This window comes from Stappia indica (assembly GCF_009789575.1).
GTDB lineage: Bacteria > Pseudomonadota > Alphaproteobacteria > Rhizobiales > Stappiaceae > Stappia > Stappia indica_A.
On sequence record NZ_CP046908.1, the window covers coordinates 3,667,894 to 3,690,334 of the forward strand.

The window sequence follows — 22,441 nt, forward strand, 5'->3', positions numbered from 1 at the left end:
CTCAGGCGCGCATCGCCCCATGCACCGCGTTGAGGAAGCCGGTCAGGTCGTCGGTGACGAAGTCGACATGGGGGGCGTTCTGCCCCTCCATCTCCCACTCCTCGCGGAAGACGTCGCGCGTGCCCTCGGGCACCAGGAGCACCGAGCGCATCCCCAGCTTGTGCGGCACCTGCAGGTTGCGGGCGAGATCCTCGAACATGGCGGCCCGCGCCGGCGAGACGCCGGTCTTTTCCAGGAACCGGTTGTAGGTCTCCAGGTTCGGCTTGGGCAGCAGGCCGGCGGCGACGATGTCGAAGATGTCGTCGAAATGCTCGGAAATGCCGAGCCGGGCCGCGGTGCGCTCCGCATGCGGCCGGTCGCCGTTGGTGAAGATGTACTTCCTGCCCGGGAGCCGCGCGATCGCCTGGCCCAGCTGCGGATTGGGCTGCACCGGCGAATAGTCGATGTCGTGGACATATTCCAGGAAGGCGTCCGGCTCGATCTGGTGCTCGATCATCAGCCCGCGCAAGGTGGTGCCGTAGTCGCGGTAGAACGCCTTCTGCTTCGCCCGCGCCTCGTCCGCCGCCAGCCCGAGGTGACGCGCGATATAGTCGGAGATGCGCGCATCGATCTGCGAGAACAGATCGGAGCTCGGCGGATAGAGCGTGTTGTCCAGGTCGAAGACCCAGGCCTCCACGCCCGTGAAGACCCGCAGGTCCTGCTCGTGCGCGTGGCGGCCTTCGCGTTCGCTGACGGTCATGGGCGCAGCAAGGTCCCGGCGCCCTGGTCGGTGAACAGTTCCAGCAGAACCGCGTGCGGCACCTTGCCGTTGAGGATGACGACGCCCTCGACGCCGCGCTCCAGCGCCTCGATGCAGGTCTCGACCTTCGGGATCATGCCGCCGGAGATCGTGCCGTCCTCGATCAGCGCACGGGCCTGCGAGACGGTGAGCTCCTTGATCAGCTTGCCGTTGGCGTCGAGCACGCCCGGAACGTCCGTGAGGAACAGCAGCCGCTTGGCATCGAGCGCGCCGGCGATGGCGCCGGCGAAGGTGTCCGCATTGATGTTGTAGGTCTCGCCGTCGATGCCGGGGGCGACGGGGGCGACCACCGGGATCAGCTCTTCCTTCATGACCAGGCGCAGCACGGTCGGATTGACCTCCGCCGGCTCGCCGACGAAGCCGAGGTCGAGGATCTGCTCGATCGCCGAATTGGGATCGCGCACCCGCCGCTGCAGCTTCTCGGCCGTGACCATGTTGCCGTCCTTGCCGCACAGGCCGACCGCCTTGCCGCCCTCGGCATTGATCAGGTGGACGATCTCCTTGTTGATCGAGCCGGCGAGAACCATCTCGACGATCTCGACCGTCGCCTTGTCGGTGACGCGCAGGCCGTTGCGGAACTCACTCTTGATGCCGAGCCGGTCGAGCATCGTGCCGATCTGCGGGCCGCCGCCATGCACCACCACCGGCAGCACGCCGGCAAGGCGCAGCAGGGTGATGTCGCGGGCGAAGGCATTGCCGAGGGCCGGATCGCCCATGGCGTGGCCGCCGTATTTCACCACCACGACCTGGTCGTCGTAGCGCAGCATGTGCGGCAGGGCGGTGGAGATGATCTTGGCGGGGTTGATCGGGGCGGTTTCGGTCATGGACGCAGTGGCACCTCGGCTGGACATGAGGACGGCGGACGAGCATCCGCGCATCGACGAAGGTCTATAGCTGCTTTCGGATATGGGCTCAATTGCGGCCCGGCAAGGACGGGCGGCGCGAAAGAGGTGGGAATACGGTCAGGCGACGCTCGCCTTGAGCCCCGAGGAGGCGGCGGCAACCGCCGCGGCCTGCATTGCCGAGGCCGGCGCCTGCGCCGCGCCGACCAGGTCGGCGATGCGCTCGGCGGCGACGGGGCGGGAGAAATGGAAGCCCTGCAGGTCGTTGCAGCCGATCAGCGCGAGGAAGCTCTTCTGTTCCTCGGTCTCGATGCCTTCCGCCGTCACCTTCAGCCCGAGATCGACGGCCAGCTTCACCACCGCATGGGTGACGGTGTTGTAGTCGACCTTCTCGCCGAGCCCGCGCACGAACTGCCGGTCGACCTTGATCCGGTCGATGGGGAACTGCAGCAGGTGGTTCAGCGAGCCGTAGCCGGTGCCGAAATCGTCGAGCACGATGGCGACGCCGAGCAGCTTCAGCTTCTGCAGCGTTTCGGCGAGATCGCCGCCCGGCGCCAGCAGGATGTTCTCCGTGACCTCCAGGTCGAGATTGCGCCCGTCGAAGCCGGTGCGCTCCAGGATCGAGCGGACCCGGTTGACCAGCCGCGGATCGCGCAGCTGACCGGAGAACAGGTTGACCGACAGGCGGAAGCCGTGCGGCGCGGTCAGCGCCCAGGGGCGGGCGGTGCGGCAGGCCTCCTCCAGCACCCAGTAGCCGACATCGGCCGCCTGGCGGCTGCCGTCGAGCGCGGCGATGAAGGCGCCGGGCGGCAGCGTGCCGCGGGTGGGGTGGTTCCAGCGCATCAGGGCCTCGGCGCCGATGACGGCCTCGTCGGCGATGCGCACCACCGGCTGGTAGAGCAGGTGGAACTGCTGCTGCTCGACCGCCTCGACGAGCTCGCGCGCCAGCGTGTTGCGCTCGTCCGCCTCGCGCCGCATGGGCGCGTCGAACACCATGAAGCGCCCGCGGCCCTTGGTCTTGGCCTCGTAAAGGGCAAGGTCCGCATTGCCCATCAACTGGCTGAACGAGCCGCCATGGTCCGGCAGCACGGCAATGCCCATGCTGCAGCCGCATTCCACGCCCTCGTGCTCGTCCGTTCCCGCGACCGGGACGGAGATGGCCTGGGCAAGGCCGGCGGCATATTCGGCGATCGCCCCGTCGCGGGCGAGCGAGGGCTCGAGAATGGCGAATTCGTCGCCGCCGAGCCGGGCAACGGTCGCCTGCGGCCCGGCATGGGCGCGCAGGCGCTGCGCCGTCTCCATCAGCAGCCGGTCGCCGCTGGAATGGCCGAACGTGTCGTTGACCAGCTTGAAATGGTCGAGGTCGAGCAGGAACAGCGTCGCTTCCTCGCCGGTCTCCTGCCAGCGGCGGAAGGCATCGGTGACGCGCGTCTCGAAGGTTGCGCGGTTGGCGAGCCCGGTCAACGGATCGTGGCGGGCGAGATGCTCCAGCTCCCGGTTGACCATCTCGATGTCGGTGATGTCGCGCGCCGTGCCGCGATAGCCGAGAAAGGATCCGTCGGCGCCGAAGACCGGGCGGCCGCTGATCGAGTGGAACCGCTCCTTGCCGTCCCGGTGGCAGCGGAAGCGCACATCGCGGAAGGGCAGGTGGGCCTCCAGCATCCGGCGGTGCTCGGCCCAGAACTCGGGGCACTCGCCATTGCCGGACGGGGCCTCCCAGCGGGTCTTGCCGATGAACTTCTCCACCTGGAGCAGATACCGGTCGGCGCTGGGCGAGAGATAGGTGAAGCGGAACTCGGCGTCCTGCTCCCAGATCCAGTCGGAGGCGATCTCCAGATAGTTGGAGAAGCGCGCATCGCGCCGGCGGCCCTCCAGCAGGCGCACGGTGAGGTCGGTGAGATGAACGAGGCTGGCCAGCTCGTCGTCGCTCAGCCCTTGCGGACGGATCCTGTCGTCGATGACGCAGAGCGTGCCGATGGGAAAGCCGTTTTCCAGCCGCACGGGACAGCCGGCGTAAAAGCGGTTGCCGCCTTCCATCTCGACATAGGGAAAGTGCTTGAAGCGCGGATCGGCGGTCAGGTCGGGAACGATGAGCGGCTGGTCGGCCATGTAGGCGACGCCGCAGACCGAGGTGGCGGCCGGAACCTGCGTCGCATCGCTCCCCGTGCCGGCCAGAACGAAGACTTCGGCGTCATGCACGAAGGTGACGAAGGCCTTGCGGCAGCGGGTGATGCGGGCGGCGAGGCGGACGATCTCGTCCAGCGCCGGATCGGGTGAATGGCCGACGAGCTGCAAGCTGGCGATCTCGGCGCGCAGCCGGGCATCGCCGGGCCGTCGTGTCGCCGTCGCGTCCGTGCCATTCTCGCGTTCGACTTGCCCGCGTTCGACTTGCATGCGGTTGTCCCCTCGATTCCGCAGGCATAGCGTATGTAACTTTACGCAGCGTTAAAAATGGAAGGATTCGCAACCCCTGTCGATGCTGCCCCCGCAACGGGGCAACAGCATCCCTATTTTTCGCAGGTCGGCAAGAGCCGTCTGCAGCTCGCCTTCTCAGCCTGCGGAAAGCTTGAGGATTTCTGCCCGGATTTCGGCAAGGCCGGTCGATTTTTCGGAGGAGGTGACGATGATCTGCGGATGCGCTGCGGGGCGCTTGCGGATCTTTTCGGCCGTGTCGTCCTCGACCCGCTTCAGCTGCCCCGGCTTGATCTTGTCGATCTTGGTCAGCACCACCTGGTAGTTGACCGCGGCCTTGTCGAGCAGGCCCATCACCTCCAGGTCGTTCGCCTTCAGCCCGTGCCGGCTGTCGATCAGCACGAAGACGCGGCGCAGCCTTGCGCGGCCCTGCAGGTAGGTGAAGACCAGCTCCGTCCAGGCATCGACCAGCGACTTCGGCGCCTGGGCATAGCCGTAGCCGGGCATGTCGACCAGGGTCACCGCGCTTTCCGGCGCGGCGAAGAAGTTGAGCATCTGCGTGCGGCCGGGCGTGTTGGACGTACGCGCCAGCCCGTTGACGCCGGTGATGGCGTTGATCAGGCTCGACTTGCCGACATTCGAGCGCCCGGCGAAGGCGACCTCGATCTCGCCTTCGGGCGGCAGCTGCTCCAGATGCGCGACGCTGGTGACGAAGGCCCAGGGGCGGCGGAACAGCAGGCGGCCGGCCTCGATGTCCTCCGGGCTGTGGGGACTGTCTGCGTCGGAGCGGTCGTCCGGCTGGCTCATGGCGGCGTCTGTCTCGGCTTGCGTGCGGTGGCGGCGCTGGATGCGCGGACCGGGCAACAATATGCTGCCCGGTCCGATGCTCTAGACGGCCCGCTCCAGCTTGTCGAGGTCCGCGCCGCGGATCGCGTCGAGATTCCGGGAGATCTTGTCCGCCGGCCAGTCCCACCAGGCGAGCGCGAGCAGCCGCTCGATCACCTCCTCTGGAAAGCGCAGGCGGATGATGCGCGCCGGATTGCCGACGGCGATGGCGTAAGGGGGCACGTCCGAGGCGACCACCGCACCGGCCCCGATCACCGCCCCGTCGCAGATCGTCACGCCGGGGAGGATCATCGCCTCGCGGCCGATCCACACGTCGTTGCCGACGATGGTGTCGCCGCGATAGCCGACGCCCAGCTCCGCCATGTCGAAGCTGTCCGACCAGCCCTCGCCGAAGATCGCGAAGGGATAGGTCGAGAAGCCGTGCATGGGGTGGTTGGCGCCGTTCATGACGAAACGGGCGCCGGTGGCCAGCGCGCAGAAGCGGCCGATCACCAGCCGGTCGCCGATGAAATCGAAGTGGTAGAGCACGTTGCGGGTCTCGAACTCCGCCGCATGGTCCTCGTCGTGATAGTAGGTGTAGTCGCCGACCTGGATGGTCGGACGGGTGATCACCGTATTGAGAAAGACGGTGTGGGCCTCCCCGGACAGGGGATGGCGCGTGCGCGGGTTCGGTCCGTGCATGGGAATGTCTCCGGGGTCAGATCAGGTATCGCATGGTGCCTGCACCGCATCCCGCCGGTCCTGGAAGATGAGGACCCGGTAGAGCGTCTCGGCAATGTCCGGGCGCGGGGCGGCCGTCGTTGCAGCCACCGCTCGCGCCATCTTCAGGCGATCCTGTTCATCGGCCCTCTCCCCGAATTGACCTCGCTTTAATGGGTTGCCTTCGGCCCGCCCGCAACCCCGGGAAGGGGAGGGCACGAAAAAAGGCCCCGGAGGGTTGCTCCGGGGCCACACTGTGCGTTTCGCGATGTCGGACGGCGGCTTACTTCGCCTTGGGCTTGTCGGCCTTGGCCTTGTCCGCCGCGGGCTTTTCCGCCGGCTCTTCCGCCTTCTTTCGGCTGAAGGAGCCTCGCAGATTGTCCCAGAGCTCCACCTTGACGCCCTGACGGCGCATGATGATCCACTGCTGGGTGATCGACAGTGAGTTGTTCCAGGCCCAGTAGATCACCAGACCGGCCGGGAACGAGGCCAGCATGAAGGTGAACAGGACCGGCATCCAGGTGAAGATCATCTGCTGGGTCGGGTCCGGCGGGGCCGGATTCATCTTCATCTGGACGAACATGGTGACGCCCATGATCAGCGGCCAGATGCCGAGCATCAGCATCTGCGGCGGATCCCAGGGGATCAGGCCGAACAGGTTGAACAGCGAGGTCGGATCGGGCGCCGACAGGTCCTGGATCCAGCCGAAGAAAGGCGCGTGCCGCATCTCGATGGTGACGAACAGCACCTTGTAGAGCGCGAAGAAGACCGGGATCTGGACCAGCACCGGCAGACAGCCGGCGAGCGGGTTGATCTTCTCCTTCTTGTACAGCTCCATCAGGGCCTGCTGCTGCTTCTGCTTGTCGTCCTTGTAGCGGTCGCGGATCTCGACCATCTGCGGCTGCACGAGCTTCATCTTGCTCATGGAGACGTAGGACTTGTTGGCAAGCGGGAAGAAGATCGCCTTGATGACGACGGTCACCAGGAGGATCGCCACGCCGAAGTTGCCGACCAGGCGGAACAGGTAGTCGATGAAGAAGAACAGCGGCTTGGTCAGGAAGTAGAACCAGCCCCAGTCGATCAGCAGCTCGAACTGCTTGATGCCGAGGTTCTCCTCGTAGGCGTCGAGCTTGGCCGTCTCCTTGGCGCCGGCGAACAGGCGCGTGGTGGCACTCGCCGTCGCGCCCGGCTCGACGCGCACGGCCGCGCCCAGATAGTCGGCCTGGAAATTGTCGGTCGCCTGGGCATAGGAGAACTGCGGCTGGAAATCGCCGTCGCCCGTGGGAACGAGCGCGGCCGCCCAGTACTTGTCGGTGATGCCGAGCCAGCCCTGGTTGACGGCGGCCGGACGGATGCGGCCGCTTTCCTGCAGGTCGTCGTAGTCGACTTCCGAGAGGCCGGCATCGCCGAACACGCCGATCAGGCCTTCATGGAGAATGTAGAAGCCGGCGGTCGGCGGCGTGCCGTTGCGCACGATCATGCCGTAGGGATAGACCTGCACCGCCTCGGCGCCCTCGTTGCGCACGCGCTGCTCGACGGTGAACATGTAGTCCGCATCGATGGAGATGACCCGCTCGAAGACGAGGCCCGCGCCATTGTCGAAGGTCAGCGTCACCGGGGTCTGCGGCGTCAGCTTCGCGCCCTCGGGAGCCTGCCACACGGTGGCGGCGTCCGGCAGGGCGACCGAGGCGCCCGGATCGGCGGTGAGGCCGAAGTCGGCATAGTAGGGATTGGGCGCGCCCTTGGGCGAGAACAACACGATGGTCGGGCTGTCGGGATCGACGGTCTCGCGATAGTCCTTCAGGCGGATATCGTCGATGCGGCCGCCGACCAGATTGATCGAGCCGCCGACGCGCGGAGTGTCGATGGCAACGCGCGAACCGGCCTCAAGCGCCTGCTCGCGGGTCAGCCCCGTGGCGGCCGGGCCGGTGCTGCCGGGAACGCTCGCGCCGCCCTGGCCGGCGGCGGGAGCCGCGCCGGGGGTCTGCGGGGCCGGGGTTCCGTCGGCCGTGGCCTGCTCGCTCTGGGCCGCCTGCTGCTGGGCAAGCTCGCGCTGCCTGTCGAGCTGCGGCTGGGCGACGAAATACTGCCAGCCCAGCAGGACGATCAGCGACAGGACGATAGCCAGGATCGTGTTACGGTTTTCGGCCATTGTCGGCGTTCACCTTCGTTATTCGCTGGAAGTTTCGCTGCGGCGGTCGCTGCCGCCACGGTGCTGTTCTGGGCGCTGTTCGGGATGTCCGGGGGCGGGGCGCTTGCGGTGGCGCGGCCGGGCCGCATCTCCGCCCGAAAGCGGTGCGCGGGCCAGGCACTGCCCGATCTCCCGCACCAGGTCGCCGAACCCGACGGACAAGGCTCCGCGCCGGCCGACCAGAACATAGTCGACCTCGCCGCGCGCCTGCTCGGCGGCGGCGCGCACGGCCGCACGAAAACGGCGGCGGATGCGATTGCGCTCCACCGCGTTGCCGGTCTTCTTTGTGACCGTGTAGCCGACGCGCGGGCCGTCCTCGCTGGCGGCGGCCTGCATGACAAAAGCACGCCGAGAGGTCCGGCCGCCCTTGGCGACGGCCAGAAACTCGGCGCGCTTCTTCAGCGTCGGCAATGTCGTGCGCGGCGGGGGCTGGATCACCGAAACGACTCCTTTGCCCGCCCGCCGAGGCCTGCTTTACGCGCTCAGCCGCTTGCGGCCCTTGGCGCGGCGGCGGGCGAGAACCTGGCGGCCGTTCTTCGTGGCCATGCGGCTGCGGAAGCCGTGGCGGCGCTTGCGGACGAGGCGGCTCGGCTGATAGGTGCGCTTCATTGTCTTCTTCCCGCGCGCTGAGGGGCGCGCGGCCCTGGTTATCGAATTTTCTGGTGGTCGACCCCCGCCGGCCAAGGTCCTCAAGACCGTTCGCACGGAGGCGTCGTGGGCGCCGCGTAAGTCAGCACGACCCGATTGCCGGGCTTATACGGGCCGAACCGGATGAAGTCAACGACAAGAGCTGCGTCTGGACAGCGCAGGAAGCGCAGGTTTTCCCCTCTTTGCGCGAAGTTTCCGCTTCGTCGGCGGCACAATCGGGTTCGTGCCCGGCTCATGATCGCCTCACGCGGCCCTCACGCGCCCTGCCTGCAGGTTCACTTCCCGGTGAGAGCAACCGATTCTGCGACCTCTTGCCCCCATATCGGCGTTAGAACGACAGCAAGGCCGAGGGGAGAGCGCGATGGCGTGGAGGCGAAGGATCGGGAAGACGCAGGCGGACGCTGCGAACGATGCGGGCGCCGCGCCCCTGTCTCCCCGCCCCCTGTCGCGCCGCATGGTGATCGCCGGGATCGGTGCTGCGGCCCTTGCCGGCACGCGCCGTGCCGAGGCGGCCGCACCCTCGCACGAGGCCTTCACCGAGCTGCTGCAGCGCTACGTGGTCGCTGGCGGCGACGGGCTCAACCGGGTGCGCTACGCCCGCTTTCGCGAGGAGGGACGCGCCGCGCTGGGTCGCTATATCGAAAGCCTGGCCGGTGTCGCCGCCTCACGCCTGCCGCGCGAGGCGGCCTTCGCCTACTGGGTCAATCTCTACAATGCGGTCACGCTGCAGGTGGTGCTCGCCCATTATCCCGTCGCCTCGATCCGCGACATCGATCTAGGCGGAGGATTCTTCTCCCGCGGTCCCTGGCGCAAGGAACTGGTGCGCGTGGAGGGACGGGACCTGTCGCTCGACGACATCGAGCACGAGATCCTGCGAAAGCGCTGGCGCGAGCCGCGGGTGCATTATGCCGTCAACTGCGCCTCCATCGGCTGCCCCAACCTTGCACGGCGCGCCTATCGCGCCGGCGACCTGGAGCGGATGCTGGACGAGGGAGCGCGGGCCTTCATCAACCACCCGCGCGGGGTGGAGGCGGGCGAGGGGGGCTTGCGCGTGTCGCGGATCTACAGCTGGTTCGACGAGGATTTCGGCAGCGAGCGCGAGTTGCGCCGCCACTGGCGCAGCCATGCGGATGCCGGCCTTGCCGCAAGGCTCGACGCTAACCCGCCGGTTATCGGTTACGACTACGACTGGAGGCTGAACGATGCGCGCTGAAGGAAAGCAGGCTGCGGTCGGGCAGGATGGGGGAGACGGGCTGATGGACAGCGGCGAGGGCCGGACAGGGAAGGCGAGCGGGCCGGCTCCGCGCCGCTCCTCTGTGCGCCGGTTCCTGCCGCTGGCGGTCATCCTGGCGGCCATGGCGCTCGGCTATGCCTTCGGCCTGCACGAGCACCTGAGCCTCTCCGAACTGATCCGCCGCCGCACGGAGCTCGCCGGGATCGTCTCGGACAACCTGTGGCTCGCCCTTGCCGGCTTTGCCGCCGTCTATGTGGCGGCGGTGGCGCTGTCCTTTCCCGGCGCCTCGCTGCTGACCGTGCTCGGCGGCTTCCTCTTCGGCTGGGCGCTCGGCGGCACGGTGGTCGCCTTCGCCGCGACGATCGGCGCCGGGCTGATCTTCCTTGCCGCGCGCATGTCGCTCGGCGAGACGCTGGCGGCACGGGCCGGGCCGTTCCTGTCGCGCCTCGCGGAAGGGTTTCGCGAGGACGCGTTCCACTATCTCCTGTTCCTGCGCCTTGCCCCGGTCTTTCCGTTCTGGCTGGTCAATGTCGCCCCGGCGGCCTTCGGCATGCGGCTGAGGCCCTATCTGGTCGCGACCTTCGTCGGCATCCTGCCGGGCACCTATGCCTATGCCTTCATCGGCGCCGGGCTCGACAGCGTGATCGCGGCGCAGGAGGCGGCCTCGCCCGGCTGCGCGGCGGCCGGCACCTGCCGCATCGAGCTTTCCGCGCTGGTGACGCCGCAGCTGCTGCTGGCCTTTGCCGCGCTGGGGCTGGTCGCGCTCATTCCCGTCGCGGTGAGAAAATGGCGCGGCCGCAAGCCGCCCGGCACCTGACGCGAGGACGTGTCGTTTTCGCTCGATCGCCCGCCCGGTTTCCGTTTCCTCTCCTGTTGCAAGGGATCACCCGATGTCCCGTAGTCTCACTCCCGATATCTGCGTCATTGGCGCCGGCAGCGGCGGGCTCTCCGTCGCGGCGGCCGCTGCCGCCTTCGGCGTCGACACCGTGCTGATCGAAAAGGGAGAAATGGGCGGCGACTGCCTGAACTATGGCTGCGTGCCGTCCAAGGCGCTGATCGCCGCCGGCAAGGCAGCGCGCCACGCGCAGGAGGCGGAGCGCTTCGGCGTCACCGTGCCGCGCATCGATGTCGACTTCGCCGCGGTCAACGACCATGTCCGCAAGGTCATCGCCGCCATTGCCCCGCATGATTCGCAGGAGCGTTTCGAAGGGCTGGGCGTCACGGTGATCCGCGCGCCGGCGCGCTTCCGCGACCCCGCCACGGTGGTGGCTGGCGACACGGAGATCCGCGCCCGCCGCTTCGTCGTCGCCACCGGCTCCTCGCCTCTGGTGCCGCCGATCCCCGGCCTCGACACCGTGCCCTGGCACACCAACGAGACGATCTTCACCCTGCGCGAATGCCCGCAGCATCTCCTGGTGATCGGCGGCGGGCCGATCGGCCTGGAGCTGGCGCAGGCCCATCGCCGGCTCGGTGCCCGCGTCACCGTCGTCGAGGCGGCCCGCGCCATGCCGCGCGAGGATCCGGAACTGGCCGCCATCGTGCTGCAGCGGCTGCGGGCCGAGGGGATCGAGCTGATCGAGGGCGCGAGCGTCACTGCCGTGTCCGGCACGCCCGGCGCCATCCGGCTGACCGTCGGAGAGGGCGACACGGCGCGCGAGATCGAAGGCACGCATCTGCTGCTGGCGGCCGGCCGCAGGGCTAATGTCGAGGGGCTTGGCCTGGAGGAGGCGGGCGTCGCCTTCGACCGGCGCGGCATCACCGTGGGGCCGGACCTGCGCAGCACCAACCGCCGGGTCTATGCCATCGGCGATGTCGCCGGCGGCCTGCAGTTCACCCATGTCGCGGGCTACCACGCAGGTGTGGTCATCCGGGCGCTGCTGTTCCGCCTGCCGGCGAAGGAAAACCGCGAGATCATCCCACGCGTGACCTTCACCGATCCGCAGATCGGCCATGTCGGCCTTGACCCGGACGAGGCACGGACCCGCTTCGGAACGGCGCGGGTGCGGGTGCTGGAGGCGGCCTTCGCCGGCAACGACCGGGCGCAGGCGGAAGCGCGCACGGACGGGCTGGTGCGGCTGGTCGCCGGGCGCGGCGGGCGCATCCTCGGGGCGAGCGTCGTCGGGGCGCAGGCGGGCGAGATCACCAACCTCCTGTCGCTGGTCGTTGCCCGCAAGCTGAGCGTGCGCGATCTCGCCGGTTTCGTCTCTCCTTATCCTTCCCTATCGGAAGCGGTTCGCCGCGCGGCGATTTCCTATTATGCTGACAGTGCGCGCAACCCGTGGATTCGCCGCCTCATCCGCTTCCTCGCCCGGTTCGGCTGAGGCGGAGGGGCGGCCTGGCGGGCCTTGCGCCGACAAACGGGGCGAACCGTTTCGGCCCGTCCGGCAGGCAGGCCGGACGGCAGAGCAGCGACAGGGTGGCCTTTGAGCGCACCGCATCACGACGAGACGTCCCGCCGGGGCGCAGCGACGCAGGCTGATGCCGCGCCGGCGGCGGGCCTGCGCGCGGCCCCGCATGGCGTTGAGGCCCCGCAAGGGGGGCGGCGCCGGCGCCGCCGCTGGGGCGGGTTGTCGGGCAAGCTGCTGATCCTGACCGTGCTCTTCGTGATGCTGAGCGAGGTACTGATCTTCGTGCCGTCCGTCGCCAATTTCCGCAATACCTGGCTCACCGACAAGCTGACCATCGCCGGCGTTGCCGCCAGCGTGCTGGTGGAGACCGACATGGTCTCCCCGGCGGTGCAGGCCGAGCTGCTGCGCGCCACCGGCGCGCTGGCCGTCGCCCTCGACGAGGGCGAGCGCCGCCGGCTCATCGCCATGGTCGAGACGCCCGGCGAGGTCGACCGCACGGTCGACATGGGCAAGGCCGATGCGATGACATCGGTGCTGGAGAGCTTCGCCATCCTGCTGTCTTCGGGCGATGGGCAGATGCGCGTGATCGGCCCCACCCAGATGGGCATCGGCGGGCGGGTCGACATCGTCATGCCGGAAGCCAAGCTGCGCAACGCGATGCTGGCCTTTTCCGTGCGTATCCTGGCGCTGTCGCTGGTGATTTCGGCGATCACCGCGGCGCTGGTCTACCTGTCGCTGCGCTGGCTCCTGGTGCGGCCGATGCAGCGGCTGACGCGCTCCATGGCCCGCTTCCAGGCCTCGCCCGAGGACACCGGCCTGATCATCGAGCCCTCGCGCCGCGACGACGAGGTGGGCGATGCCGAGCACAGCCTGGCCGCCATGCAGGCGACGCTGACGGAGACGCTGCAGAGCCGGCGCCAGCTTGCCGATCTCGGCCTTGCCGTCTCCAAGATCAACCACGACCTGCGCAACTTGCTTGCCTCCGCGCAGCTGTTTTCCGAGCGCCTGGAGCAGGTCGCCGACCCGACCGTGCAGCGGCTGGCGCCGAAGATCCTGGCGACGCTGGACCGTGCCGTCGGCTACACCAGCTCGGTGCTGGCCTATGGCAGCGCCCGCGAGGCGCCGCTGCGCCGGCGGCTGGTGCGGCTCGACCTCCTGGTGCGCGATGTCGGCGAGGTGCTGGGTCTTTCGGCGGACGGGGCGGTTGCCTTCGAGAACCGGGTGGAGGAGGGGGCCGAGGTCGAGGCCGATCCCGAGCAGCTGTTCCGTGTCTTGATGAACCTGTGCCGCAACGCGGTCCAGGCGCTGGAGCAGTCGGGCTCGGACATGCTGGTGCGCCGGGTGATCGTCGAAGCCGAATGCCGCGCCGGGCAGGTCGTGGTCAGGGTGCGCGACACGGGGCCCGGCGTGCCGCCGGCCCTGCGCGAGAAGCTTTTCCGCCCGTTCCAGTCTGCCGCCCGGCGCGGCGGCACCGGCCTGGGGCTGGCGATCGCGGCCGAGCTGGTGCGCGCCCATGGCGGCGAGATCAGCCTGGTGGAGCGGGCGGGGCCGGGCGCCGAGTTCGAGATCCGCCTGCCGCGGGTGACGCCGGACGATCCTCGCGAGGAGCCGGGCAAGGACCGCGAATTGGCGGAAACCGGGCCGATTTCCGCTTCGCTCGACCGCAGCGGCTGAGCCTGTCCCGGCAGCTTATCAACAGGCTGTGGGGGCGCGCAAAAAAGTCGGAGAAAAAACGCGCGCCCTCGCTTGCAATCCTCAAAAGACCAGAGTAGAGATTGCGCCCTGTCCGGAGGCGATGCCACGGACGGACCGCCTCGCCTCGTGTCTGACAGTTGTGTCTGGTACGGCGGCATGATGGCCTAAGCACCGGTAGCTCAGCTGGATAGAGCACCAGACTACGAATCTGGGGGTCGGGAGTTCGAATCTTCCCCGGTGCGCCATTTCCCTCTACATCGATGAACGCCGACCGCCGCCGACAGACTGTCGCATCTTCGAATGCACGTCGCTCTTGAAGATGCCCGCGGTCTGTTCTCCAGACGGGCAATCGCCTGGTCGGCCAGCCGCTCGCCTCAACAGGGGCCTGCCGGAACTTCGAGGTGCGAGGAACTGCGTCTTGCCGGCCGCGAGGCCCATAGCGAACGCGCCAAAAGCCAAAGGCCCCTGAAACAGCAGAAGAAAACCCAGCGTCGCGGGCCATTCGTTCAGCCGTGCGAGAGTTGCCTCCATGAAACTGCCGCCGAGATCGGGATCGTGGATGGGGGCGGGCAGTCCGGCCGGCACCAGGGCAAGCCCCAGAAGACAGAGCACCGCCAAGGGTATCATGGCACAGGCCAGGCGCTCTTGCGCCGGTTCGGGCTCAGACCGACGACCAGCCCCAGTCGTCGGCGCTGATTTTGGAAGCCGCGTAGGGATTGGGCCGGCCAAGTTGATGTCTTTGTCCGCCGCAGTTCTGCAAAAGGTTCGTCCTCGGCGAGACAGGAAATTAAGGGTTAATTAAGCATCATTTTCGCAACATCGGGCGTTCTTGTTAATTTTCAGCCTGGTAATGATGAAAAAAACCTGTTTCCTCAAACGTATGCGGCCCTCCCGCCAGTGCCTGCTCACATCGATCGCGCCGCTCGCCGTGGCGCTGGCGACGCTCTCGCCGGCATCGGCACAAGTGTGGATCGGCGGAGACAGCACTCCATCGGACCCTGCGCTCATCGATGGCAGCGTCGATCTGGATATCGGTTTCAACTCTCTCGGCACCCTGACCATCCTCAATGGCAGCGTATTGACGAACAATACGGGTTATGTGGGCGGCGATGTGGGGGGCATCGGCGTCGTCATGGTTTCTGGCCAAGCTTCGCGATGGGAGAATCTGGGCGATCTCGTCATCGGGCAATATGGCGATGGAGCGCTCGATATTCTTGCCGGCGGGCTCGTCACAGGCGAGAACGGATATATCGGCGCCCGCCCGGGCGGTGTCGGCGAGGTGACGGTTTCGGGCGCGGATGGCTCGGGCAATGCGTCCACCTGGTCCCTTCGGCAGGGGCTGGACATCGGACTGGAGGGGGCGGGTACGCTGAACGTCACCCAGGGGGGCCATGTCGCCACCGATGGGCGGGTCGGCGTCGGCTCCTGGGGGCAAGGCACGATTGAGCTTTCCGACGGCGCTACAATGTCGAGCTATGATGCCATCATTGGTATCACCGGCCGCGGAGAGGCGAGCCTGACATCGGGCGCATCCTGGACCGTGGCGGACCAGTTTACGGTGGGGCTGTTCGCCCAAGGCGATCTGCGCATCGAAGACGGTGCCAGCCTGACCAGCAGACAGGGCTATGTGGGCGCCAATGCGGGTGGCGACGGGAATGTCACCGTGACCGGGGGCGCAAGCTGGGAAATAACCAGATTCAATCTTAGCCTGGGCAATTACGGAACAGGCGCGATGACCATCGAAGATGGCGGGCGGGTTTATGCGAATGGCGGCGTCCATCTCGGCATATCGGACGCGGCAGCCAGCGGCACGTTGACCGTGCTGGGTACGCCGGGTTCCCGCGGAGTTCTGGAGACCAGCGGTTTCCGGGGCGGCAGCGGTGTCGCAAATGTCACCCTGGACGGCGGTGTCATTCGGGCCATTCGCGACAATACGAATTTCTTCAGCAATTACGGCACTCAGCAGGTTGCTCTCGGCGTCGGCGGCGGCATCATCGATACAGACGGCTACGATATCGGCATCGCCCCCGTCATGGCCGGGGCGGGCGGCCTGACCAAGGAAGGCCTGGGCACGCTCACCCTGACCGGCGCCAACACTTACGGCGGCGGCACGACGATCGCGGCCGGCGTCTTGCAGTTGGGCAATGGCGGCACGAGTGGCAGCATCCTGGGCAATGTCGCCAATAGCGGCGTCCTGGCTTTCAATCGCTCGGACGCGGTGATCTTCGGCGGGACGGTCGGCGGGACGGGTGGCGTTTGGCAGGTCGGCACCGGGCAGACCACGCTCGGCGCCGATAGTTCAGCCCTGTCGGGCGTCTCCAGGGTCTATGACGGCATTCTTTCGGTCGATGGCACGCTTGGCGGATCGTTTGAGGCCATAGGCGGACGATTGCAGGGCATCGGCCAGGTGGGGGCGACGACGAATTTTGCAGGCGGTACCATCGCTCCAGGCAATTCGATCGGTACACTGACCGTGGCCGGCAATTATCTCGGCAATGGGGGAACGCTGGAAATCGAAACAGTGCTGGGCGACGACACTTCGGCCACGGACCTGCTGGTGGTGACCGGCGATACGGCCGGCAGCACCAATGTTCGTGTCGTCAATCTCGGCGGCGTCGGCGCGCAGACTACCGAAGGCATCAGGATCGTCGATGTCGGCGGTGTGTCGGGCGGCGATTTCACGCTCCTGGGACACTACACCTTCGAGGGAGCGCCCGCCGTGGTCGCCGGCGCCTATGCCTATCGTCTCCAACAGGGGGCCACCAGCACGCCCGCCGATGGCGACTGGTATCTCCGGTCGGCCTTGATCAATGGGACTAATCCAACCGGGCCGCTTTTTCAGGCCGGCGCGCCGCTCTACGAGGCCTATGCAACAATCCTGCAGAGTTTCAATGAGCTCGAAACTTTGCAGCAGCGTGTCGGCAATCGCACCTGGACGGCCGGCGCGGCCGAAACGGGCACCGTGCCCGAAGCAGCCGGCGCCGACAGCGGCGTCTGGGGCCGCGTGGTCGGCCGCCACGCCAGTCTCGATTCCCGGTTCTCCACGACCGGCACGGATTTCGATGTCGACATCTGGCAATTGCAGGCCGGGGTCGACCTGCCGCTGTTTTCGGGCGAGCAAGGTAGTCTTGTCGGCGGACTTTCAGCGCGATACGGCACCATTGCGGGCGACGTCACCTCGATGTTCGGCAACGGTTCGATCAGCAGCGCTGGCTATGGTCTGGGAGGATCTCTGACCTGGTATGGTTCCGGCGGCTTCTACCTCGATGCCCAGGCGAACGCGACCTGGTATGACAGCGACATCTCGTCCTCGACTGCTGCGATCAGCCTGATATCGGGCAATAGCGGCTTTGGGTATGCCCTCGGGATCGAGGCCGGCCAGCGGATCGCGCTGGCTCCGAACTGGTCGGTCACGCCGCAGGCGCAGATAACCTATTCCGATGTCAGCTATGATGACTTTACCGACGCCTATGGCGCCGCCGTTTCGCTGGCCGAAGGCAATGATCTCACGATCCGGCTGGGCCTTTCGGCCGATTATCGGGATAGCTGGACCGATGCGACCGGCGAGACCAGCCGTATCCACGCCTATGGCATTGCCGATCTCTACCACGACGCCATGCCCGACAGCAGGACCGAGGTTGCCGGGGTGGAACTCGTCAACACCCAGGACAATCTCTGGGGCGGCCTCGGGATCGGCGGCACCTATGCCTGGGGCGACGATAAATATGCCGTCCATGGCCAGGTCGGCGTCAATACAAGCCTCATCGATTTCGGCAACAGCTTCGGCCTTACCGGCACGGTCGGGCTCACCGTAAGGTTTTAAGGCGGTCCGGGCGCGGCAGCCGGATCTCGACGGCAAGGCCGGGCTTGCGGGAGGAAAGGACCAGCGCGCTGCCGCCATGGGCCTGCGCGATCGCCTTGACGATGGGCAGGCCCAGTCCGGAGCCGCCGCCGCTGCGCCCTCGCGACTCGTCCGCGCGCCAGAACCGCTCGAAGGCGCGGGCGCGGCCTTCGTCGGGGAGCCCGGGACCGGTGTCGGTGCACCGGAAGAAGACGTGCTCCCCGGCCACGCCGGTCTCGACATGCACCGTGGTTTGCGGCGCGTAGCGGCAGCAATTTTCGAGAAGCGCGACGAAGGCCTGCCGCACCCGCGAGCGGTCGGCGCTGGTGACGGCGCTATTGAGCGCCAGGGTCGTGGTGATCCCCGCCTTGCCGAGTTGATCCTCGAGCGAGGTCAGCGCCGCCTCGGCCTCCGCCGCCAGGTCGAGCCGCGAGTATTGCAGATCGAGCTGCCCCGCATTGCTCAGCGCCAGCGTGCGCAATTCCTCCACGATCGCCGACAGATCGTCCACATGATCGATGAGCCGGCCATAGAGCTCGGCGCTGGGGGTGAAGGCGCCGTCCAGCAGGCCCTGCAGCCGCCCGCGCAAAATGGTCAGGGGGGTGCGCAGTTCATGCGCGATGGCCGAGTTCGAGTATTGCAACTCGGCCTCGGCGCGCTGCAGCCGCTCTGCCATCAGGTTGAAGTCGGCGACCAGATCGCTGGCCTCGCCGAAATTGCCGCGGCGCAAGGCAGCGCGCGCCGAAAAATCCCCTTCCGCGACCCGCCGGGCAGCCCCGGCAACCGATTTCAACGGATCCACGATCCGCCGCGCAAGGACCCAGCCGAGCAACGAGGCGGTCGCGATGCCTATGCCCAGGAGGAGCCCCAGCGTCACGACGTCGCCGGTGCGCAGGAAGTCGTCCTCGGTGAACTCCGGATAGAGCCATTCGTAGATGAAGAAGAAATACGCGATCAATCCGAAGTAGACGACGGCGAAGGCAAGCAGGGTCAGCGCGATCATCGCCCGGACGATCTGGGAATTCAGGTTTCTAGCCATGGACGTCGTCCAGCCGGTAGCCGACGCCGCGGACGCCGGTGAGCAATCCGTCGGCCCCGACGCCCGCCAACTTGCGACGCAGATTGCTGACATGGCTGTCCACCGTCCGGTCGAGGGCCTCGCTTTCCGGCAGGCAGGCATCGACCAGTTCCGAGCGCTCGAACACCTTGCCCGGGCTCGCGGCCATATGGGCCAGGATGCGGAACTCGGTCCGCGTAAGGTCGAGCGTCACCGGGCCTGCCGCGCTGTCGACCGCCACCCTGTAGGCCTGCGGATCTATGGTCAGGGCCCCGACGCGCAGCATCTGCCCGCTGCCGCGCCCCATGGTCCGCCGCAGGACGGCCTTGACGCGGGCGACGATCTCGAGCGGGTTGAACGGCTTGACGACATAGTCGTCGGCACCGATGCGCAGCGCCTGCAACTTGTCGAGATCCTCCGCCAGCGCGGTGACCATGATGACCGGCGTTTCGCCGCGCCGGCGGATCGCCGCCAGAACATCATAGCCGTCCTGCCCCGGCAGCTTGATGTCCAGCACCACCAGATCGGGCCGCAAGCGCAGGTGATGCGCCAGCCCGACGGTCCCGTCACCTGCGGTGATGGTCCGGAAGCCCTCGCGCGACAAGTAGGTTCCGATGATCTCGGCAATCTCGGGCTCGTCTTCGATGATAAGGATCAGAGCATTGTTCATGGTCGTGTCTTCAGTCTTCGACGTGTCGTCTGCGAATGTTCATTTTGCCGGGATCGTGGTTTCCGCCGGTCTCTTCTCCCGTGATTTCAGTGCCGTCAATCGACTGACGGCAACGTAAAGCACCGGCACGAAGAAAACCGCCAGAATTGTCGCGGACAGCATCCCGCCGAACACGCCGGTGCCGATGGCATTCTGGATCTCAGAGCCGGCGCCGCGGGCGACCATCAGCGGTACGACGCCCAGGATGAAGGCGAGCGAGGTCATCAGGATCGGCCGAAGCCGCGACCGGGAGGCCTGAAGCACCGCCCGGTAGAGGCCCATTCCTTCCTGCTGCAGGTGCCGGGCATATTCGACCAGCAGAATGGCGTTCTTGGCGGAAAGCCCGATGATGGTGATGAGACCCACCTTGAAGAACACGTCGTTCTCCATCCCGCGCGCCAGCACCGCAAGAACAGCGCCGAGCACCCCAAGCGGCACGATCAACATGACCGCCAGCGGGATCGACCAGCTTTCGTAGAGTGCGGCGAGCACGAGGAAGACAACCAGCATCGAGGCGGCCAGCAGCATCGGAGCCTGCGCCGCGGATTGCCGTTCCTGCAGGGACTGGCCGGTCCACTCCAGCGCAAAGCCCTTTGGCAGCTGTTGCGCCAGGCGCTCCATCTCGGCCATTGCCGCACCGCTGGACACGCCCGGCGCGGCCGAGCCAGAGATGCGCGCGGCAGGATAGCCGTTGTAGCGCGCCAGCTGCATGGGCGTGTTTTCCCAGATCGGCTGGACGACTTCCGACAAGGGAACCATGTCGCCGTCGATGTTGCGCACCTGCAGGCGCAGGACATCCTCGACATGCATCCGGGCAGGGGCGTCGGCCTGCACCACAACCTGCTGGAGCCGGCCCCTGTTCGGAAAGTCGTTGACGTAGCTCGATCCGATCGCCGTCGAAATCATGTCGCTGATCGCCGAAAAGGAGACCCCGAGCGCCAGCGCCTTCTGGCGATCGATCTTGAGGGCGATGCTCTGCCCGTCCGGCAGGCCCTCCGTCATCACTCCGGCAAGCAACGCGCTTTGCGATGCCAGGGCGATCAGCCGGGTCTCGGCCGCCTTCAGCGCTGCCGGACCGGAATTGCTCCGGTCCTCCAGCCGCAGCGCAAAGCCCGACGTGGTGCCGAGCGCCTCGATGGCGGGGGGCTTCATGATCATTGCCGTGCCTTCGGGAATATCCGCCATCGCGGCCTCGGCTGCGGCGATCTCGTCGTTCACCGTCGTTCGGCGGTCGCTCCAGTCCTTCAGGCTGGTGAAGGCTTGCGCGGCATTGGGGCCCGAGCCGGAAAAGCCGAAGCCCAGAATGACGGTGCTCTCGACGATGTCGGGCCGGGACGCCGTATGCGCTTCATATCTCGCGACGATCTCGCGGGTCCGTTCGGCGGTGGCGCCCGCCGGCAGCTCGAACATGGCCATGAAGTTCCCTTGATCCTCTTCCGGAACGAAGGACGTGGCCACGCGCGAATAGCCGAGGCCCAGGGCCACCAGCAGCAAGGCATAGATGACCAGCATCCGCCCGCCGCGACGCAACGCCCAGCCGACGATGCCGGTGTAGCGCGCGGTCAAGGCGTCGAACTTTCCGTTGAACCACGTGAAGAAGCGATTCTTGCCGTGACCGTCCGCGGGTTTCAGGATCGTGGCGCAGAGAGCGGGCGTCAGCGTCAGCGCGAGGAGGGCGGAGAACAGGATCGAGACCGCCATCGACATGGTGAACTGGCGATAGATCGCGCCGACGGACCCGCCGGCCATGCCCATCGGAATGAAGACGGCGGCCAGCACCAGCGTGATGCCGACGATGGCGCCGGAAATCTCGCCCATGGCCTGGCGGGTGGCGTCCCTCGGCGACAGGCCCTGCCGGGACATGATCCGCTCGACATTTTCGACGACGACGATGGCATCGTCGACGATGATGCCGATAGCCAGAACCATGCCGAACATGGTCAGCACGTTGATCGAATACCCCGCAGCCATCATCACCGCGAAGGTGCCCAGAAGCGCGATCGGCGCGACAATGGTCGGGATCAGCGTGTAGCGGATATTCTGCAGGAACAGCAGGATGACCAGGAAGACCAGCACCATCGCCTCGATCAGCGTCTGGACGACCTTGGTGATCGACACCTTCACGAACGGCGCGGTGTTGTAGGAGATCGCGACGGCCATGTCCTTCGGCATCGCGGCCTGCAACTCGGCCAGACGCTTTTCGATTGCGGCGGCGGTGCTCACCGCGTTGGCGCCGGGCGTCATCTGGATCGCGGCCGCCGCCGCGGGCTTTCCATTGCTGCTGACGCTGAAAGCGAGGGTTTGTGCGCCGAGCTCCACCCGCGCGACATCCGCCAGGAGAAGACGCGAGCCGTCGGCCTGCGCTCGCAACGGTATCGCGGCGAACTCCTCCGGTGTGTTCAATTGGCCATGCACGGTCAGCGGCGTCGAGATCCTGGTCCCCGGAACTGTCGGTTCGTCCCCGACCCGGCCAGGCGAAACCTGGGCGTTCTCGCGCGTGATGGCACCGGTCACGTCGGCCATGGTGAGGTTGTAGGCGGCCAGTTTCGACGGATCCACCCACACACGCATGGCGCGCTCGGAACCGAATTGCTGGACGCGGCCGACGCCCGGCACGCGCTTCAACTCCTCGCTGATGTTGCGGGTCAGATAATCGCCGAGGGCCAGTTCCTCGGTCTTCCCGCTGAGCGACTTCAGCGTGATGACCATCAGAAACCCCGACTCGGCAGCTTCCACACTGACGCCGCTGCGCCGGACGGCCTCGGGCAGACGCTGTTCGGCGTTCTTGAGGCGGTTCTGCACATCCACCTGTGCCAGCTCCGGATCGGTTCCGGGGGTGAACGTCACCATGATGTTGGCACCGCCGGTCGAGTCGACGGTGGACTCGTAATAGAGCACGTTCTTGACGCTCAAGAGTTCCTTCTCGATGGGGGTGACCACGCTGTCATTGACGGTTTCCACCGTGGCGCCGGTATACATCGCGTAGATGCCGATGCTCGGCGGCGCGATCACGGGAAACCGCGCCACGGGAAGCTGTGGAATGGCGACAATGCCAGCCAGCGCTATGAAGATCGCAACCACCCAGGCGAAGACCGGGCGGTCGATGAAGAACTGTGGCAT

The 22,441-nt window shown here is 67.0% G+C and carries 17 protein-coding genes and 1 tRNA gene; 6 read left to right on the forward strand and 12 right to left on the reverse strand.

Annotated elements, in window-relative coordinates:
- Position 1: 1 nt before the first annotated feature.
- From GH266_RS17155 to rpmH, 8 genes are all read right to left on the reverse strand, one after another.
- A complete protein-coding gene (locus tag GH266_RS17155; RefSeq protein ID WP_158194913.1) occupies positions 2-739 on the reverse strand; it encodes a pyrimidine 5'-nucleotidase in 738 nt (245 codons plus the stop codon).
- The gene (gene argB, locus GH266_RS17160; RefSeq protein WP_425329546.1) at positions 736-1,650 is read right to left on the reverse strand and encodes an acetylglutamate kinase; all 915 of its coding nucleotides are present in this window, start codon (positions 1,648-1,650) and stop codon (positions 736-738) included. The genes GH266_RS17155 and argB overlap by 4 nt, the downstream gene beginning before the upstream one ends.
- A gap of 111 nt (positions 1,651-1,761) precedes the next feature.
- Positions 1,762-4,035 (reverse strand): sensor domain-containing phosphodiesterase, encoded by a 2,274-nt coding sequence (locus tag GH266_RS17165; protein WP_158194914.1) that lies wholly within the window; start codon positions 4,033-4,035, stop codon positions 1,762-1,764.
- Positions 4,036-4,191: 156 nt separating this feature from the next.
- Positions 4,192-4,902, reverse strand: a complete 711-nt coding sequence (gene yihA, locus GH266_RS17170; RefSeq protein ID WP_425329574.1) for a ribosome biogenesis GTP-binding protein YihA/YsxC — start codon at positions 4,900-4,902, stop codon at positions 4,192-4,194.
- Positions 4,903-4,941: 39 nt separating this feature from the next.
- Positions 4,942-5,580, reverse strand: a complete 639-nt coding sequence (locus tag GH266_RS17175; protein WP_158194916.1) for a CatB-related O-acetyltransferase — start codon at positions 5,578-5,580, stop codon at positions 4,942-4,944.
- A 301-nt stretch (positions 5,581-5,881) separates the two neighbouring features.
- Positions 5,882-7,750: a membrane protein insertase YidC gene (gene yidC / locus GH266_RS17180; RefSeq protein WP_158194917.1), complete on the reverse strand. Its 1,869-nt coding sequence runs from the start codon at positions 7,748-7,750 to the stop codon at positions 5,882-5,884.
- A gap of 18 nt (positions 7,751-7,768) precedes the next feature.
- On the reverse strand, positions 7,769-8,227 hold the full coding sequence (rnpA, locus tag GH266_RS17185) for a ribonuclease P protein component (RefSeq protein ID WP_244953707.1): 459 nt from the start codon (positions 8,225-8,227) through the stop codon (positions 7,769-7,771).
- Between the two features lie 36 nt (positions 8,228-8,263).
- Positions 8,264-8,398 carry a 50S ribosomal protein L34 gene (gene rpmH, locus GH266_RS17190; RefSeq protein WP_067220180.1) on the reverse strand — a complete coding sequence of 45 codons (135 nt, stop codon included), beginning with the start codon at positions 8,396-8,398 and terminating at the stop codon, positions 8,264-8,266.
- A gap of 400 nt (positions 8,399-8,798) precedes the next feature.
- Between rpmH and GH266_RS17195 the strand changes: the two genes are divergently transcribed.
- From GH266_RS17195 to GH266_RS17215, 5 genes are all read left to right on the forward strand, one after another.
- Positions 8,799-9,650 (forward strand): DUF547 domain-containing protein, encoded by an 852-nt coding sequence (locus tag GH266_RS17195; RefSeq protein WP_209001476.1) that lies wholly within the window; start codon positions 8,799-8,801, stop codon positions 9,648-9,650.
- Positions 9,640-10,488: a TVP38/TMEM64 family protein gene (locus tag GH266_RS17200; protein ID WP_342354278.1), complete on the forward strand. Its 849-nt coding sequence runs from the start codon at positions 9,640-9,642 to the stop codon at positions 10,486-10,488. The genes GH266_RS17195 and GH266_RS17200 overlap by 11 nt, the downstream gene beginning before the upstream one ends.
- A gap of 73 nt (positions 10,489-10,561) precedes the next feature.
- Entirely contained in the window at positions 10,562-11,992 is a 1,431-nt protein-coding gene (locus GH266_RS17205; protein ID WP_158194918.1) for a dihydrolipoyl dehydrogenase family protein, read from the forward strand.
- Between the two features lie 102 nt (positions 11,993-12,094).
- On the forward strand, positions 12,095-13,693 hold the full coding sequence (locus GH266_RS17210) for a sensor histidine kinase (RefSeq protein WP_209001477.1): 1,599 nt from the start codon (positions 12,095-12,097) through the stop codon (positions 13,691-13,693).
- A gap of 189 nt (positions 13,694-13,882) precedes the next feature.
- Positions 13,883-13,959: transfer RNA gene (locus GH266_RS17215), tRNA-Arg, on the forward strand.
- A gap of 7 nt (positions 13,960-13,966) precedes the next feature.
- Here GH266_RS17215 and GH266_RS17220 read toward each other — a convergent pair.
- Positions 13,967-14,332 carry a hypothetical protein gene (locus GH266_RS17220; RefSeq protein ID WP_158194919.1) on the reverse strand — a complete coding sequence of 122 codons (366 nt, stop codon included), beginning with the start codon at positions 14,330-14,332 and terminating at the stop codon, positions 13,967-13,969.
- A gap of 232 nt (positions 14,333-14,564) precedes the next feature.
- Between GH266_RS17220 and GH266_RS17225 the strand changes: the two genes are divergently transcribed.
- Entirely contained in the window at positions 14,565-17,537 is a 2,973-nt protein-coding gene (locus GH266_RS17225) for an autotransporter family protein (protein WP_199270359.1), read from the forward strand.
- Here the strand turns inward: GH266_RS17225 and GH266_RS17230 are convergent.
- The 3 genes from GH266_RS17230 to GH266_RS17240 are packed head-to-tail and all read right to left on the reverse strand — an operon-like array spanning position 17,521 to position 22,441.
- Positions 17,521-18,558, reverse strand: a complete 1,038-nt coding sequence (locus tag GH266_RS17230; protein WP_158194920.1) for an ATP-binding protein — start codon at positions 18,556-18,558, stop codon at positions 17,521-17,523. The genes GH266_RS17225 and GH266_RS17230 overlap by 17 nt on opposite strands.
- 28 nt (positions 18,559-18,586) lie before the next feature.
- Complete coding sequence (locus GH266_RS17235) at positions 18,587-19,282, reverse strand: response regulator (RefSeq protein WP_158194921.1); 696 nt, start codon at positions 19,280-19,282, stop codon at positions 18,587-18,589.
- 39 nt (positions 19,283-19,321) lie between these two features.
- Complete coding sequence (locus tag GH266_RS17240; protein WP_158196276.1) at positions 19,322-22,441, reverse strand: multidrug efflux RND transporter permease subunit; 3,120 nt, start codon at positions 22,439-22,441, stop codon at positions 19,322-19,324.